This window comes from Micromonospora sp. NBRC 101691 (genome assembly GCF_030269285.1).
GTDB lineage: Bacteria > Actinomycetota > Actinomycetes > Mycobacteriales > Micromonosporaceae > Micromonospora > Micromonospora echinospora.
In genome coordinates this window covers 54697-68908 of record NZ_BSTB01000028.1, presented here as the reverse complement: position 1 = coordinate 68908, position 14212 = coordinate 54697, and the positions used below count along the sequence as shown (strand labels likewise).

12 protein-coding genes are annotated in these 14212 nt (G+C 74.5%); 4 read left to right on the top strand and 8 right to left on the bottom strand.

Annotated features, from left to right (window positions below; translation table 11 throughout):
- Positions 1-22: 22 nt before the first annotated feature.
- Positions 23-1243, bottom strand: coding sequence for a low temperature requirement protein A (locus tag QSK20_RS29800; protein WP_285791941.1), 1221 nt, complete (start codon positions 1241-1243; stop codon positions 23-25).
- 132 nt (positions 1244-1375) lie between these two features.
- Between QSK20_RS29800 and QSK20_RS29795 the strand changes: the two genes are divergently transcribed.
- From QSK20_RS29795 to QSK20_RS29785, 3 genes are all read left to right on the top strand, one after another.
- Positions 1376-2371 (top strand): LLM class F420-dependent oxidoreductase, encoded by a 996-nt coding sequence (locus QSK20_RS29795; RefSeq protein ID WP_285791940.1) that lies wholly within the window; start codon positions 1376-1378, stop codon positions 2369-2371.
- 1 nt (position 2372) lies between these two features.
- Positions 2373-3170 carry an SDR family oxidoreductase gene (locus QSK20_RS29790; protein ID WP_285791939.1) on the top strand — a complete coding sequence of 266 codons (798 nt, stop codon included), beginning with the start codon at positions 2373-2375 and terminating at the stop codon, positions 3168-3170.
- 114 nt (positions 3171-3284) lie between these two features.
- Positions 3285-4073, top strand: a complete 789-nt coding sequence (locus tag QSK20_RS29785; protein ID WP_285791938.1) for a CPBP family intramembrane glutamic endopeptidase — start codon at positions 3285-3287, stop codon at positions 4071-4073.
- 52 nt (positions 4074-4125) lie between these two features.
- On the opposite strand, the gene QSK20_RS29780 is transcribed toward QSK20_RS29785, so the two are convergent.
- Entirely contained in the window at positions 4126-5250 is a 1125-nt protein-coding gene (locus QSK20_RS29780; RefSeq protein ID WP_285791937.1) for an FAD-dependent oxidoreductase, read from the bottom strand.
- A gap of 30 nt (positions 5251-5280) precedes the next feature.
- On the opposite strand from QSK20_RS29780, the gene QSK20_RS29775 reads away from it, so the two are divergent.
- Entirely contained in the window at positions 5281-6039 is a 759-nt protein-coding gene (locus tag QSK20_RS29775) for a TetR/AcrR family transcriptional regulator C-terminal domain-containing protein (protein ID WP_285791936.1), read from the top strand.
- 49 nt (positions 6040-6088) lie between these two features.
- On the opposite strand, the gene QSK20_RS29770 is transcribed toward QSK20_RS29775, so the two are convergent.
- The 6 genes from QSK20_RS29770 to QSK20_RS29745 all read right to left on the bottom strand — a co-directional run bounded on the left by QSK20_RS29770 (position 6089) and on the right by QSK20_RS29745 (position 13986).
- A complete protein-coding gene (locus QSK20_RS29770; RefSeq protein WP_285791935.1) occupies positions 6089-6418 on the bottom strand; it encodes a hypothetical protein in 330 nt (109 codons plus the stop codon).
- Complete coding sequence (locus QSK20_RS29765) at positions 6415-6741, bottom strand: ArsR/SmtB family transcription factor (protein ID WP_502889069.1); 327 nt, start codon at positions 6739-6741, stop codon at positions 6415-6417. Before QSK20_RS29765 ends, QSK20_RS29770 begins: the two co-directional genes overlap by 4 nt.
- A gap of 188 nt (positions 6742-6929) precedes the next feature.
- Complete coding sequence (locus QSK20_RS29760) at positions 6930-9260, bottom strand: transglutaminase TgpA family protein (protein ID WP_502889068.1); 2331 nt, start codon at positions 9258-9260, stop codon at positions 6930-6932.
- Positions 9236-10372: a DUF58 domain-containing protein gene (locus QSK20_RS29755; RefSeq protein ID WP_285791934.1), complete on the bottom strand. Its 1137-nt coding sequence runs from the start codon at positions 10370-10372 to the stop codon at positions 9236-9238. The genes QSK20_RS29760 and QSK20_RS29755 overlap by 25 nt, the downstream gene beginning before the upstream one ends.
- 10 nt (positions 10373-10382) lie before the next feature.
- The gene (locus QSK20_RS29750; protein ID WP_285791933.1) at positions 10383-11378 is read right to left on the bottom strand and encodes an AAA family ATPase; all 996 of its coding nucleotides are present in this window, start codon (positions 11376-11378) and stop codon (positions 10383-10385) included.
- A gap of 31 nt (positions 11379-11409) precedes the next feature.
- Positions 11410-13986: a fibronectin type III domain-containing protein gene (locus tag QSK20_RS29745; protein WP_285791957.1), complete on the bottom strand. Its 2577-nt coding sequence runs from the start codon at positions 13984-13986 to the stop codon at positions 11410-11412.
- Positions 13987-14212 lie beyond the last annotated feature (226 nt).

Below are 14212 nucleotides of genomic sequence, written 5' to 3'. Positions count from 1 at the left end.
GGCCCGGTGTCGCGGCGGCCGGTCAGAACGGGGGAGCGGCGGGCTCGGGCGGGCGGCGGTAGGCGCGTCGGGCGTCGGCGACCGCCACCGCGAGCAGGATGACCGCCGCGGTTCCGGCGGAGAACAGCAACGGATTGTGCAGGAGCGCCCAGCCCGGGGCGAGCAGGGCGACCATGGCGATCCACCGGGAGCGGGACACCCGCCCGAACACCTCGTACTCGAAGCGGGCCCGGCCGGCGAGGAAGAGCAGCGGTCCGCCGAGGATCATCGCGATCCAGGCCGCCTCCGGGTGCTCCAGGGGATGCTCGATGGCCAGCTCGTACCCGATCGCGGTGGCCACCACCCCGGTCACCATCACCAGGTGGGTGTCGGCGGCCGAGCGGGCGATGGCGGCGGGCCGGGTGGCCACGGCCACCGCCTCGGCCAGGATCCGCCCGGCCCGGTGGAAGTAGATCCGCCACAGCAGCACCGAGGTCGTCAGCGCGAGAGCGAACGCCACCGTCCGGGGCGGGGTGAACGACCGGGCGCTGTAGGCCAGACCGCTGAACAGGATCGTCTCCCCGACCGCGACGAGGAAGAACTGCTGGTAGCGCTCGGCCAGGTGCCCACCGGCGGGTCGCCAGCGGTCCAGGCGGGAGCGGCCCAGGCCGGGGACCGGCCAGCCGGTCCGGGCGGCGACCAGTTCGATGCCCAGGGCCAGCGTCCACAGCATCACCCGGGCCGTGGTCGGCATGACCGATCCGACCAGCCAGGGCACCGCGGCCACGCCGTGCACCACCAGCATGCGCACCCGGAGCTGACGTAGGTGGTAGTGACCCAGCGCGAGGTACAGGATCAGCGGGCGGGAGACCTGCGCGACGACGTACGCGGTGGCGAACGTCGACCCGTGGTTGGTGAACGCGTTGGGGATCGCCACCCCCATCACCATGGCGCAGACCAGCGAGACGATGACGATCGTCTGCAACCAGAGGTGGTACGGGTCGTACCGGCCGATGGTCCAGGTGGTGCCCTGCCAGACGGCCCAGAGGGCGAGCAGGAGCAGCAGGGTCTTGGCGCCACCGGTCACCGGGTGCCAGCCCTTGGCGCCGCCGGGTTCCAGCGCGAGGTCCTCGAAGGCGCGGGCCGAGATCCGGGTGAAGGCGAAGACGAACACGAGGTCGAAGAAGAGTTCGAGGAAGGAGGCCCGCTGAACTCCCTCCGCCGCCGGTTCGAGCCGGTCGGCGGGCGGGGGGCGCGTGGTCACCTGGCAGTCGTAACACCTCCGTGCCGTCCGACGGGTCGTTATCGGCGGAAGCCGGGACCCGGTGGTCGGCCGGGAATCTTGCCCACCACGGGGGATCGGCGGGACGATCGTCCGGTGACGAATCGATGGGGTATGACGGTCCCGCTTCCCGGGGTGCCGCTGGCCGACCACGCCGCGGTGTACGCGGCCCTGGACCGGGTTGGGTTCACCGACGTGTGGTCGGCCGAGGTCAACGGCACCGACGCGGTCACGCCGTTGGCGCTCGCCGCCGCCTGGCAGCCCCGGCTACGCCTCGGTACGGCGATCACGCCGGTGTTCACCCGGGGGCCGGGCCTGCTGGCGATGAGCGCGGCGTCGCTGGCGGAGGCCGCGCCCGGACGGTTCAGCCTCGGCATCGGCGCGTCCTCCCCGACGGTGGTGCGGGACTGGAACGCGGTGCCCTTCACCGAGCCGTTCCGGCGCACCCGGGACATGCTGCGCTTCCTGCGGGCGGCGCTGCGCGGCGAGACGGTCGACGAGGTCTACGACACGTTCACCGTCCGCCGGTTCCGGCTGGAACGGCCGCCCGCCGTGCCACCGCCGATCCTGCTCGCGGCCCTGCGGCCGGGGATGCTCCGGCTGGCCGCCGCCGAGGCCGACGGGGTGATCCTCAACTGGCTGGCCGCGGAGGACGTGCCCACCGTCGTCGCGGCGGCCGGCGAGCGGCGACCCGGCTTCGAGGTGGCGGCGCGGATCTTCGTGTGTCCGACCGAGGACGCCGAGCACGCGCGCGCCCTCGGCCGTCGGTTGATCACCAGCTACCTGACCGTGCCGGCGTACGCGGAGTTCCACCGCTGGCTGGGGCGGGAGCCGGTGCTCGGCGGGATGTGGCGGGCGTGGGCGGCGGGGGACCGGCGCGGGGCGAGCGCGGCGGTCCCCGACGAGCTGGTCGACGCGCTGGTGCTGCACGGCTCACCGGAGGCCTGCCGGGCCGGGGTGCGCCGGTACGCCGAGGCCGGCGTGGACGTGCCGGTGCTGGCGCTGCTGCCCACCCCGGAGCTGACCGCCGGGGGCGCGCCGGCCCTGGCGGCCCTGGTCAGCCGACTCGGCCCGCCGCCGTCGGACGGCGGCGGTCGGGCGGGGAGCTGACGTGGACCTGACCGACCGGATCGTGGTCGTCACCGGCGGGGCCGGTGGAATCGGGGCGGCGCTGGGCCGGCGTCTCGTCGCCGAGGGGGCCGCCGCCGTGGTCCTGGCCGACACCGACGCCGACCGGGTACGGGCGGTGGCCGACGGCATCGGCCCGGCCGCCTCCGCCGTGGCGATGGACGCCGCCGACGCCGACCAGGTGTCCGCCCTGGTCGCCGACGTCGAGCGGCGGTACGGGCGGATCGACCTGTTCTGCGCCAACGCCGGGGTGGCCACCGGCCGGGGCCTGGACGCCCCGGACGCCGACTGGGAACGGGCGTGGCGGGTCAACGTGCTGGCGCACGTGTACGCCGCGCGGGCCGTGTTGCCGGGCATGCTGGCCCGGGGCGAGGGGTGTCTGCTGCACACCTGTTCGGCGGCGGGGGTGCTGACCGCGGTGGGGGACGCCCCGTACACGGCCACGAAGCACGCGGCGCTGGGCTTCGCCGAGTGGCTGTCGATCACGTACCGGGACCGGGGGATCCGGGTGAGCGCGCTCTGCCCGCAGGGCGTGGACACACCGATGCTCGCCGACGGCCTCGCCGCCGGTCACCTCGGTGCCCGGGTGATCGCCGCCTCCGGTGCGGTGCTCACTGCCGAGCAGGTCGCCGACGCGACCGTGGCGGGGCTGGCCGAGGAGCGGTTCCTGATCCTGCCGCACCCGGAGGTCGCCGGCTACGCCCGGCGGCGCGCCGAGGACCCGGACGGCTGGCAGGCCGCGCTGCGCCGCATGGTGGCCCGGCTCGACCCGGACGTGTGACCCCGGTGGTCGTGGCCGGCCGTGCAGCCCGGCCATGACCTGCGGATTCCGGAGGGGCGACGGTACGATCACGTCGAGCCGCGCTCACCGCTCCGGACATCCGGTGGAGTCGCCATGAGTGCCACACCCGTTCCGCCCGGCACGCCCGCTGGGCCCCGTCACGGTGGTGGACCGAACCGCCGGCCCGCCCGGGCGGACTTTCCCCTCTACGACGGGCGGCCGGTGCGCCTGACCGGTGGGCAGTGGGCGGTGCTCATGGGCGCGGTCGTGGTCGCCGCCGCCGCGGACCTGCTCGTCGCCCTGCCCGGTCCGCCCTGGCTCAGCGTCGCGGTGCGCGGCGTTCTCTTCTTCGGCATCCCGCTGCTCGTGCTCTCCCGCCTGGCTCCGGGGACGCTGTCGTACCTGTTCCGGCCGGTGCGCCCGAAGGACGTGGGCCTCATGGTCGCCTTCGCCGCGATCAACGTGGTGCTGTCCTTCGTGATCGCGCTCGTCGTCTCCGCCGTCCTCGACGTCAGCAGCAACCCCGCCAACGACACGCTCGCCGGACTCGGCACGCTCGACCGCCTGGCGTACTTCGCCAGCATGGTGCCCCAGCTGATCGGTGAGGAGGTCTTCACCGTCCTGCCGTTCCTGGCGGTCCTCACCCTGGCCACGGCGGTGCTGGGCGCCGGGCGACGTGCCGGGCTGGTCCTGGCGGTGACCGGCAGCGCGGTCCTGTTCGCGGCCATCCACCTGCCGACCTACGACTGGAACGTCGCCCAGTGCCTGCTCGTCATCGGCACCGCCCGGGTCGTCCTGCTGATCCCGTATCTGATCACCAAGAACCTGTGGACCTCCGTGGGCGCGCACGTCCTCAACGACTGGACCCTCTTCGGGCTGGGACTGCTCACCGCCCACTCGTGAGGCTCCCCGCGTCCAGGAGGCGGGAACGTCCGTCAGGGCGTGGCCGGCTGCGTCACGCGTCGTCGGTCCGCGCGGTGGGTTGCGGCGTGAAGAAGCGGACGATGTCGTCGGCTGCCGTGGGGGACAGCATCATCGCCTGGACCCGTGCGGACATCTCGGCGATCGGGCGGATCCTGGTGAACATCGCCTCCTCGTACGTCCGGATCGCCGAGTCGGGGTCGGCGGGATCGGTGGCGAGTTCGGCGGCGAGTTCGGCGGCGTCGAGCATGGCCTGGTTGGCGCCTTCACCGACGGGCGGCATGAGGTGCGCGGCGTCACCGACGAGGGTGATGCCCGGCTGGTGGGCCCACCGCGTACCGGTGGGCATCGCCTCGATCCGGCGTGGGGCCGGCGGGCCGTCGCCGGCTTCGATCAGCGCGGTGAGGCCGGGAGCCCAGCCGTCGAACATGTGCAGCAGAGCGCGCTTGCTGCGGTAGGTGTCCAGGTGGCGGCCGTCCGCGCGTAACGAGATCCCGACCCGGATGCTGCCGTCGCCGAGGCGTTGCGCTGCCAGGATCTGGTTCACGCCGACGCACCAGAGGTTTCCGGGGCCGACCAACTCGGCGAGATCCGGGTGGCGCCGGTCGGCGTCGCCGATGCTGAGCTCGACCAGGGTGGCCACGGGGGACACGGCCGCCTCGGTCAGCAGCGACCGGACGACCGAGTGTGCGCCGTCCGCGCCGACGAGGACGTCGCAGTCGGCGCTGTGGCCGCCGTCGAAGGTCAGCCCGAAGCCTCCGTCGGGTCGTGGCGTCGCCGCGACGAGCCGGTGCCGCCACCGGACTGTGCCGGCGGGAAGCGAATCGAGCAGGAGGTCTCGCAGGGCGCTGCGGTCGATCTCGGGGCGTCCGGAGAACGAGCCGGGTGGTGGCCTGTGGTGCACGAGGATGCGTCCGGCCGGGTCGAGGATGCGATGTTCCTCGCCCTCCGGCCGTGCCTCGGACCGGAACCGTCCGGTGAGGCCCGCTGCGGCCAGGGCCCGTTGCCCGGACTCCGGGTGCAGGTCGAGCGAACCGCCCTGTGATCGTGCGGAACGGCTTGCCTCACGTTCGTACACCACCGCGTCGATGCCGTGCCGGTGCAGGACCCGGGCCAGTGTCAGGCCGCCGAGGCCACCGCCGGCGATCGCGATCCGCATCGTCGTCTCCGTTACCGTACGCTGTACCTTATGGATACGCCGTACGGTAGCGCACCGCTGCCCGTCTGGGAACGGCCCGAGCCTCAGCCGCGGGCGGCGCCGGTGCCGCTGAGCCGCGCGAAGATCGCCGCCGCGGCCATCCGGGTCGCCGATGCGCACGGCCTCGACGGGCTGTCGGTACGCAAGATCGCCAAAGAGCTCGGTGTCGGTCCGATGCGGCTCTACGACTACGTGACCGCCAGATCCGAACTGCTCGACCTGATGGTCGACGCCGTGTATGCCCGGATCGCCGAGGCCGGCCAGCACACCGAGTGGCGCGCCGCGCTGCTGGCCATCGTCCGCCGGACCCGCGATGCCGCTCTCGACCATGAGTGGTTCGCCGACCTGCTCGGCGCGAGGCCGCACCTGGGACCTCACGCGCTCGCCGTGGGCGAATCGATTGCGGCGGCGCTCAGTCAGGCCCCTGGGGTGCGCAGCATCGACGATCTTCAGCGGGCCGTGGGCGCCCTCGACGCGTTCGTCGTCGGAGCGCTCCGCAGGGAGATCACCGAGCGACGCACCGCCCGTTCGACCGGCACCGACGTGTCCGCCTGGCAGGCCGCCCTCGGGCCCTACCTGACACGCATGCTCGAAACAGGCCGCTACCCCACCGTCGCCCGGCTCGTCGTCGACGGCGCCCACCTCGACGCCGAGGAGACCTTCCACCACAACCTGACCACGATCCTGGACGGCATCACCGCGCCGCGAGACCGGTCAGGTGTTCCTCCGGCCTTACCTCGACACGAATGACCAGCACGGAGAGGGCTCCTCCGGCCCGTGGTGGGGATACCGGGCAGGGTCAGCCGACCTGGCTCAGGAGACGCTCCAGCTCGGTCAGGCGCTGCCGGACCTGGGCGAGTTCGCTGTGGGTGTTCTGGAGGTCCGAGCGGAGCCCGGCGAGTTCGGTGGCGGTGACGCGGCTGCTCTCGGCGATCTGCTCCTGCGCGGTGCCGGCCTGCTCGGCGAGTTGGCGGTACTGCGTCTCGCGGGCTGCCGCGTACCGGGCGCGGTAGACGCCGAGGGCCACGAAGGCGACGATGGCGACCAGCGCGATCAGCAGCAGGGTTCCGGTGATCATGCCGGTCTGGGCGATCTGGTCGGTCGCGGTGACGGTGTCGGTGGTGCTCACTTCTCGTCCTTTCCGGGGCCGTCGGCGCCCAGGGTCGGTGCGGCGGCGGCGATCGCCGCCGGGGTCAGGTCCAGCGCGAACGGCACGACCTCGAACCACTTGACGGAGTTGCCGTCCGGTGCGGTCTCCAGCGTGCCGGCGACGAGGCCGGCGGCTTCCAGCCGTTGCAGGTGCATGTAGAGCAGCGGGCGGTTCATCTCGAGGCGACGGGCCAGTTCGCTGACGTAGCTGCGTCCCTCGGCGAGGGCGGCGATGATCCGTAGCCGGTGCGGGCTCGCGAGCGCGGCGAGCATCCGCAGCAACTCTTCTCCCGTCGGTGCCACCGGTGTCCACCCCCGACTCGTCGCCTGGGTGTCAGTATCTTCTGACACCCCCTGTCAGAAGATACTGACACCGGGGGCGTGGGGCGTCAAGCGTGAGGCAGGGACATCGCCGGAACCGGGTCGTCGGGCGGATCAGGAGCGGGCCGGCGCGGGCCGCTCCGCGCGGCGGCAGCGCCGGCCCAGCCGGGTCAGCGCCGCCAACGCAACGGGCCCGGGTGGACGGACCAGAGCATCCGCCGCCAGCGGGGCCGGGCCGCGCGCAACTCGCGCACGTAGTCGGTGGCGATCCGTCCGGCGCGCGTGGCCTCGCCGTCGTCGGCCCCGTCCGGGGCGAACGTGACCCGGTTGACCAGCGCCGCCAACTCCTCCACCGGGGACGCGGCCGTCCCGACCGCCGTCCCGCCTCCCGGTTCCGTGGCCCCGTCCGCAGTCGGTGGGCGAGCGACCACCAGCCGGCGGGCGTGCGCGGCCACCTCGGTGGCGGCCAGGTCCCCGCCGACCGGGTGCCCGGCGAGCCGCAGCGCGTCGGTCACCTCCCGCCAGGCGCCGGCGATGCGCTGCGCGGGGTCACCCCGGTCCAGCCGCCGCCGGGTCAGCGCCCGGCGTGCCGCCACCAGCGCCGCCAGCACCACCGCGACGAGCAGCAGCAGCGCACCCGAGCCGCCGCCGACCAGCACCGCCACCGGGGTCCCGGTCGACTCCCGGCGGGGCGGCGCGGCCACCGCCGGGGCAGTGGCGGACGGCTCCACGGTCGGCTCCGGCACCTCCGACGGGGGCGGATCCTCCGGGGTCGGCCGGAAGTCCTCCTCCACCGGGCGCGGCTCGTCGTCGGGCCGGGGCAGCGGGTCGAAGGCCACCCAGCCGAGGCCCTCGAAGAGCACCTCCGGCCAGGCGAACGCGTCGGCGGCGCGGACCGGCCCGCTGCCGGGAGCGCTGAACCCGACCACCACCCGGGTGGGCAGCCCGGTCAGCCGGCCGAGCACCGCGAACGCGGCGGCGAACTGCTCCGAGGTGCCCCGCTGGCCGCCGGCGTTGCGGGGCCCGAACAGGAAGAAGTTCAGATTCGGGTACGCGTGGCCGCTCGGCGCGTCGGCCACCACCCGGTAGTGCTCGGCAAGGAACTGCTCGATCGCCGCCGCGCGGTCGTACGGGGCGCCGTTCTCCTCGGCGATCTGGGCGGCGAGGCGGCGCATCGGGTCCGGCACCCCGTCGGCGACCCGCAGCACCCGGGTCACCCCCTCGCCGGCCGGCACGTCGGCGGTGGCGAGCAGGTTCAGGTCGGGACGTTCCCGTACCGAGGTCACCGTGTACCGCAGTCCCGGCGTCAGCCCCTCCGGGCGGATCAGCGTCCCGGTCGTCGGGTCGTAGGCCACCCGTGCCCCGCCGACCTCACGTGGGGTGGCGACGGCCGGCAGGAGCCGTCCACTCAGGTCCGCCACGGTGATCTCCTGGCGGACCGTGTCGAGCCGGCTGCCCGCCGCCGGCTCGACGGCCGGTAGCACCCGGCCGGCGTTGCGGTAGGTCGCGCCCACCCGCCAGGTCACCCCGTCGTAGTCGCTGAGCACCGCCAGCCGCAGCCGCACCTCGTCCGGCCCCGAACCTGATCCCGACCCGGCGTCCGGGGCCGGACCGGCGGTCGCCGCCGCCGGGGCCGCGCCGTCGACCGACACGTCCAGCAGCTTCTGCTCCGGGTGCAGCGCCCACCCGGAGATCCGGATCAGCGGATTCTCGTCCAGGGTCTCCACCTGGGGCGGCTCCACGTACCGGCGGGGATCGACCGGCCGGTCGTCGACCTGCCCGGCCACCACGGGAGCCAGCAGGGCCACCAGCCCCACCACCACCGCCAGCCCGGCAGCGGTGGTGACCGTCCGGGTGGTCCGCAACGTCGCCCGCGTCCCGGCCGGCAGATCGTCGTCGGTCCCCGGCGGCGCGCCACCCGTGACGGCCAGCCCCAGCGCGGCCAGCGCCGCGAAGGCCAGCGTCGGCCAGAGCGCCGGCCCGGCGTTCGGGCCGACCACGTAGACCGCGCCGGCGTAGAGCAGCGCCGGCGGCAGGTAGCCCGCCAGCACCCGACCGGCGCGCAGCGCCACCTCGGCCCCGGCCAGCCCGGCCAGCCAGGCGGCGACCAGCGGCACCAGCACGGTGTCCGGCGTCGGCTCCACCGGAATCATCGCGGTCAGCAGCCGGGCGACACCGTTGCCGGCCGCGTCCACCACGATCCGACCCAGGCCGCCCGACAGGTCGGCGCGTTGGGCTGCCACCCGCAGCGCCACCGCCGTGTAGCCGGCCAGCGCCAGCACCGACAGCGGCGCGACCAGCCAGGACCGCAGCCGGCGGGCGGCGACGCTGACCAGCACCGACCCGACCGCCGCGCCGAACACCAGCCGGGTCAGCAGGTCACCGGCGTACACCCGGCCCAGCACCACCCCGGCCAGACCGATCATGCCGACCAGGACCAGCGGCAGCGGCACCGCCCGCAGCACCCTCCGCGCGGTCACCACCGGCGCACCCCGTCCCACTCGGCGGCGAACGCCGCGCCGTCGACCGCGTCGATCACCACCAGGCCCGCCCCGTCCGCCGGGGTCGCCTCCGCCGCGCCGAACACCGCGACCACCACCGACGGGTACGCCCCGCGCAGCGCGCCCACGTGCCCGAGGCCGGCCCGGCCGCCCGGTCCGGTCAGGAAGACCAGGGTGTCCCCGGCCCGCTGCTGCCGCAGCCGGGTAGTCGCGTCCGGCAGCGATCCGGTGGCGAGCCCGACGCTGGTGAGCCGGTCCAGGGGGTGCGCGTCCGGCTCGTCGTCGGGCACCACGCTCAACAGGGTCACCGGCAGGTCGTCCCGGATCGCGGCGGCCACCACGGACGCCGCCGCCTCACACCCCGACTCGAAGCTCTCCGCCGTGCCGTCGGCCCGGTCCGGGTGCGCCTCGACCCGGTTGTCCAGCAGCACCACGATCCGGGGCAGGCTGGTGTCCACGTTCTCCCGCACCATCAGCTCCCCGACCCGGGCGCTGGTGCGCCAGTGCACCCGCCGCAGCTCGTCGCCGACCACGTACTCCCGCAGCGAGTCGAAGGTGATCGACCCGTGCGGCACCCCGTCCACCCGGCCGTCGAGGCTGCGTCCGGCCCCGGTGGGGACCGCCGTCAACGGGTGGACGCGCGGGTGCACCCACACCGGCACGGTGTCGCCGTAGGAGCGGGCGAGCGCGACCAGGCCGAGCGGGTCCCGACGGACCACCCGCAGCGGGCCGATCGGCACCACGCCGCGCCGGGTGGTGGGCACGTCGTAGGTGACCGTGGTGTCCCGGCCGGGCCGCAGCCGCAGCAGCGGCACCGGGACGCTCCGGCCCCCACACCGGTCCTCGGCGACCAGGCTCGCCGCCCGCAGCCGCCCGGCGTTGCGGACGGTCACCGACATCCGGGCCGGCTCGCCACGGGCCACCCGGTCCGGGTCGGCGTGCCGGGTCACGGTCAGTCGCGGTCGCCGGACCGCGACGACCAGGGCGTAGCCGACGGCGGTGCCGGCCGCCGCGCCCAGCACGGTCAGCTCCGGGTACGCGAAGGCGAAACCGGCGGCCAGCAGGGCGACGGTGGCGACGAGCAGCCCGACCCCCCGGGCGGTGATCCCCATCCGCGACGGGTCAGCCCTGCGCCGGGACGGTCTGCCCGGACGGTAGGGGCACCGGCACCGAGGCGATCGCCTGGCGGAGCACCTCGGCGGCGTTCACGCCCCGCACCTGCGCGTCGGAGGAGAGCAGCAGCCGGTGGGCGAAGACCGGCCCGGCGAGGGTCTTCAGGTCCTCCGGCATGATCCAGCCCCGCCCGTCGATGAGCGCGTACGCGCAGGCCGCCCGGGTCAGCGCGATCACCCCGCGCGGGCTGACCCCGACCCGCACGTGCGGGTGGTTGCGGGTGGCCGCCGCGAGCCGCACCGCGTAGGCGTACAGCGGTTCGGCGATGTGCACCCGCTGCGCCATGCCGATCAGCTCGGCGATCTCGGCGGTGTCGGCGACCGCGGGCAGCGCCTCCGGCGAGCGGACGGTCGCCCCGCGCAGCACCTCCACCTCCACCGCCTCGTCCGGGTAGCCGACCGACAGCTTCACCAGGAACCGGTCCAGTTGCGCCTCGGGCAGCCGGTACGTGCCGTCCATCTCCACCGGGTTCTGCGTCGCCACCACCAGGAACGGCTGGGGCACCGGGTGGCGGACCCCGTCGACGGTGACGGTGCGTTCCTCCATCACCTCCAGCAACGCCGACTGGGTCTTCGGCGACGCCCGGTTGATCTCGTCGGCGATGACGATGTTCGCGAAGACCGGACCGGGGTGGAACTCGAAGCCCCGGGTCGCCTGGTTGAAGATCGTCACCCCGGAGACGTCCGACGGGAGCAGGTCCGGGGTGAACTGGATGCGCCGCCACTCGCCGGTGACGGTCGCGGCGATCGCCCGGGCGAGGGTGGTCTTGCCGACCCCGGGCACGTCCTCCAGCAGGACGTGCCCCTGGGCGAACAGGGCGGTCAACGCCAGCCGCACCACCTGCGGCTTACCCAGCACCACCGAGTTGACGTTCTCGGCGAGCCGGGCGGCCAGCGCGGCGAAGCGCTGCACCTCCGGTTGGGTGAGCGGCTGGTGGGTCTTCACGGTGCGTGGTGCTCCTTGCCGTTCGGCGCGGTCAACAGGCGGGCAGGACGTCGATGTCGTCGCCACCCTCGAGGTTCAGCCAGGCCCAGGGGATGTAGTTCCTTCCCTCGTAGTTGATCCGCACCCACCAGGTGCTCGCCTTCTGGCCGTTGTAGACGTACGAGTCGACGTGCTCGCCCTTGATTCGGCAGAACGCCTGCCAGCGGGTGCCCGGCTTCGCCCAGCCGACCTGCCGGCCGTTGTCCTGCTCGGGCACCGAGAACACCTCGTTGCCGTTGCGTTCGCCCGGCCGCTCCTTGTCGCAGTAGGTGCGCTGGTCGGGGGCCGAACCGTTGTTGCAGGTCGCGATGCCGTACAGCGGACTGGTCTTCTGGGTGCTGGTGGCGGTGCCCTTCCCGGCGGCGTTGGTCGCCGTCACCGTCACCGGGTACGACGTGCCCGGCGCGAGCCCGCCCACGGCCAGCGACGTGCACGCCCCCGCCGGGGAGCTCTTCCCGCCCGCGGTGGCGACGCAGGTGGCCTTCCCGCCGCCCGCGTCCACGGTCACCTTCACCGTGACCGAGGTGGCCGTGGCCGACCCGCCGGTGACGGTCACCTTCGGCGGCGCGACCGTCCGGGCGGTCTCGGTCGCCTCCGCGCCCGGCCCGGCCTCGTTGACCGCCCGCACCGTCACCGTCACGTCCTGCCCGTCGCCGAGCCCGTCCAGCGTGACCCGGGTGTCGGTGACGTCGCGGCGCTTCCCGCCGACCTCGACCTGGTACGCCGTCACCGGGCGGCCGTTGGCCTCGGCCGGCTCCCACTGCGCCACGATCGTGCCCGGCCGGTCCGGCACCGTCTCCGCCCGCAACTGCCCGGGACGCCCCGGCGCGCTGAACGGCACCACCGTGTTGCTCACCCCGGACGCCTTCGACCCGGCACCCCGGTCGTTCACCGCGACCACGGTGAACGCGTACTGCCGGCCGTACTCCAGCTCACCGGCCGGCACCACCAGCTCGGTGCCCTTCGTCTCCCCGGCGGGCGCGTTCGCCCCGGCCGACGCGGCGGTCACCACGTACCGGGTGATCTTCGCGCCCTGGCCGTCCGCGGCCGTCCACCGGACCTGCACCGTGCCGTCCGGCCGTTCCTTCGCGGACACCCCCGTCGGGGCGTCCGGCACCTCCGCCGTCGGCACCACCGGGTTGCTCGTCCGCGCCGGGCCGGCCCCCTTCGCGTTGACCGCGTGCACCCGGAACCGGTATGTCTCCCCGTTGGTCAACCCGGTGATCTCCACGGCCCGCTGGTTGGCACCGACCTCGACGCGCTGCCCGGCCCCCTCCACCACGTAGCGGACGATCGCGGCGCCGTTGGTGGCGGCGGCCTGCCAGCTCACCCGGGCCGACGCGTCACCGGCGGCGGCGGTCACCCCGCGCGGCGCGCTCGGCTTGCCGACCTTCGGCTTCTTCGGCGGGGGAGGGGGCGGGGGAGCCGGCGGCGGGTCACCGCCGAGCACGTCGTTGGCGTACTTGTCGACCTCGCTGACCTGGTGCTTGTCGTCGACCACCCGGGCGGTCGAGGAGTCCGGCGCGTTGATGAACAGGTGGTTCTCCCGGACCTCCAGCTCCAGCGGGCCCCGGGTGCCCCGGCCGGAGATCGTGTCGACCAGCTTCCCGTCCCCGTCGAAGGTGTAGATCACCCCGCCGGTGGCGTCCGGGCAGTAGAACCGGCCCGCCCACGCCACCGCCGGCCGCAGCCCGTCGCCGCTGCCCGGCACCGTGAACTCCCGCACCTGCCCGTCGTCGCCGACCACGTGGACGGTCCGCGCGTCGGGGACGGTCACCGGCACCCGGGAGCCACTCGTCCGCGTCGGCAGCGTGCCCGGCCCGGTTGCCGGCAGCGGCACCCGCCGCACCGTGTCGCCGCGCACCGTCACCAGCGCCCCGGCCGTACGGTCGAGCACCGCCACCCCGTCGTCCAGCGTGGAGACCACCAGCTCGTGGCTGCCGTCGGCGACGTCGTGGGTGCTCACCTGCTTCGGACTCAGCCCGCCCCCGGCGCTCGCCGCGGTGGCCGGCTTCTCCGGCAGCTCCGCCGGGGTGATCGCCGAGACGGTGCCCTCGCTCGGCACGGCCACCCACAGCCGGCCCTTGCCGTCGAACGAGCCGCCGGTGATGCCCGGCGGATAACGCACCGGCTCACCGACCGGCACCAGCGACCGCGGATCGAGCTGCCGGACGATGCCCTGCACCGCGTCCACCACGAACGCCGCGTCCTCGTGCAGCGTCACGTTCACCCCGAGGCCCGGGGTGGTGCGCGTGGTAGCGGTGATCTGGAGGGTGGCCAGGTCCAGTGAGGAGACCTGACCGGTGTTCAGGTCCCGCAGGACGAGCAGCCGGTCGGTCTGGGCGACCTGCATCGGATGCTGCTTCGCCTGCGGCACCTCCACCCGGGTGTCCACCTTGGCGGTGATCCCGTTGACCCGGGCCAGCTCGCTGCGGGCGGTGCTCCACAGCCACGAGGAGGCGTCGTAGTTCGCCACCGCGTTGTCGGCGTAGCCGAGGTTGAGCACGGTCACGCCCATGGCGGCCAGCAGCGCGGCGACCGTGCCGACGGTGACCAGGCCGCCGCGCATCCGCGACCGGCGTTTCGTGGTGCCGGATTCGGTACTGGCGTCGTCGTCGGTGGTGGCCACAGCCGGCTGTCTCCCCCAGGTGATCGGACTCGCCCGCGCATCGGGCCAGGCGGCGCGCCGTTCCCCGGCAGCCCGCCCGTGAGCCGGCTGCCATCATATGGCCCCGTCGATACCGGGGGAACCCGCACCGTCCGGTCCCGGACACCCTCCGTATGCAGGGACGATG

Bases quoted from the DNA above. Each gene is read 5' to 3' on its own strand.
- QSK20_RS29795 (WP_285791940.1), top strand. From the start codon at position 1,376: ATGACGGTCCCGCTTCCCGGGGTGCCGCTGGCCGACCACGCCGCGGTG.
- QSK20_RS29785 (WP_285791938.1), top strand. From the start codon at position 3,285: ATGAGTGCCACACCCGTTCCGCCCGGCACGCCCGCTGGGCCCCGTCAC.
- QSK20_RS29780 (WP_285791937.1), bottom strand. From the start codon at position 5,250: ATGCGGATCGCGATCGCCGGCGGTGGCCTCGGCGGCCTGACACTGGCC.
- QSK20_RS29775 (WP_285791936.1), top strand. From the start codon at position 5,281: ATGGATACGCCGTACGGTAGCGCACCGCTGCCCGTCTGGGAACGGCCC.
- QSK20_RS29755 (WP_285791934.1), bottom strand. From the start codon at position 10,372: ATGGGGATCACCGCCCGGGGGGTCGGGCTGCTCGTCGCCACCGTCGCC.
- QSK20_RS29745 (WP_285791957.1), bottom strand. From the start codon at position 13,986: ATGCGCGGCGGCCTGGTCACCGTCGGCACGGTCGCCGCGCTGCTGGCC.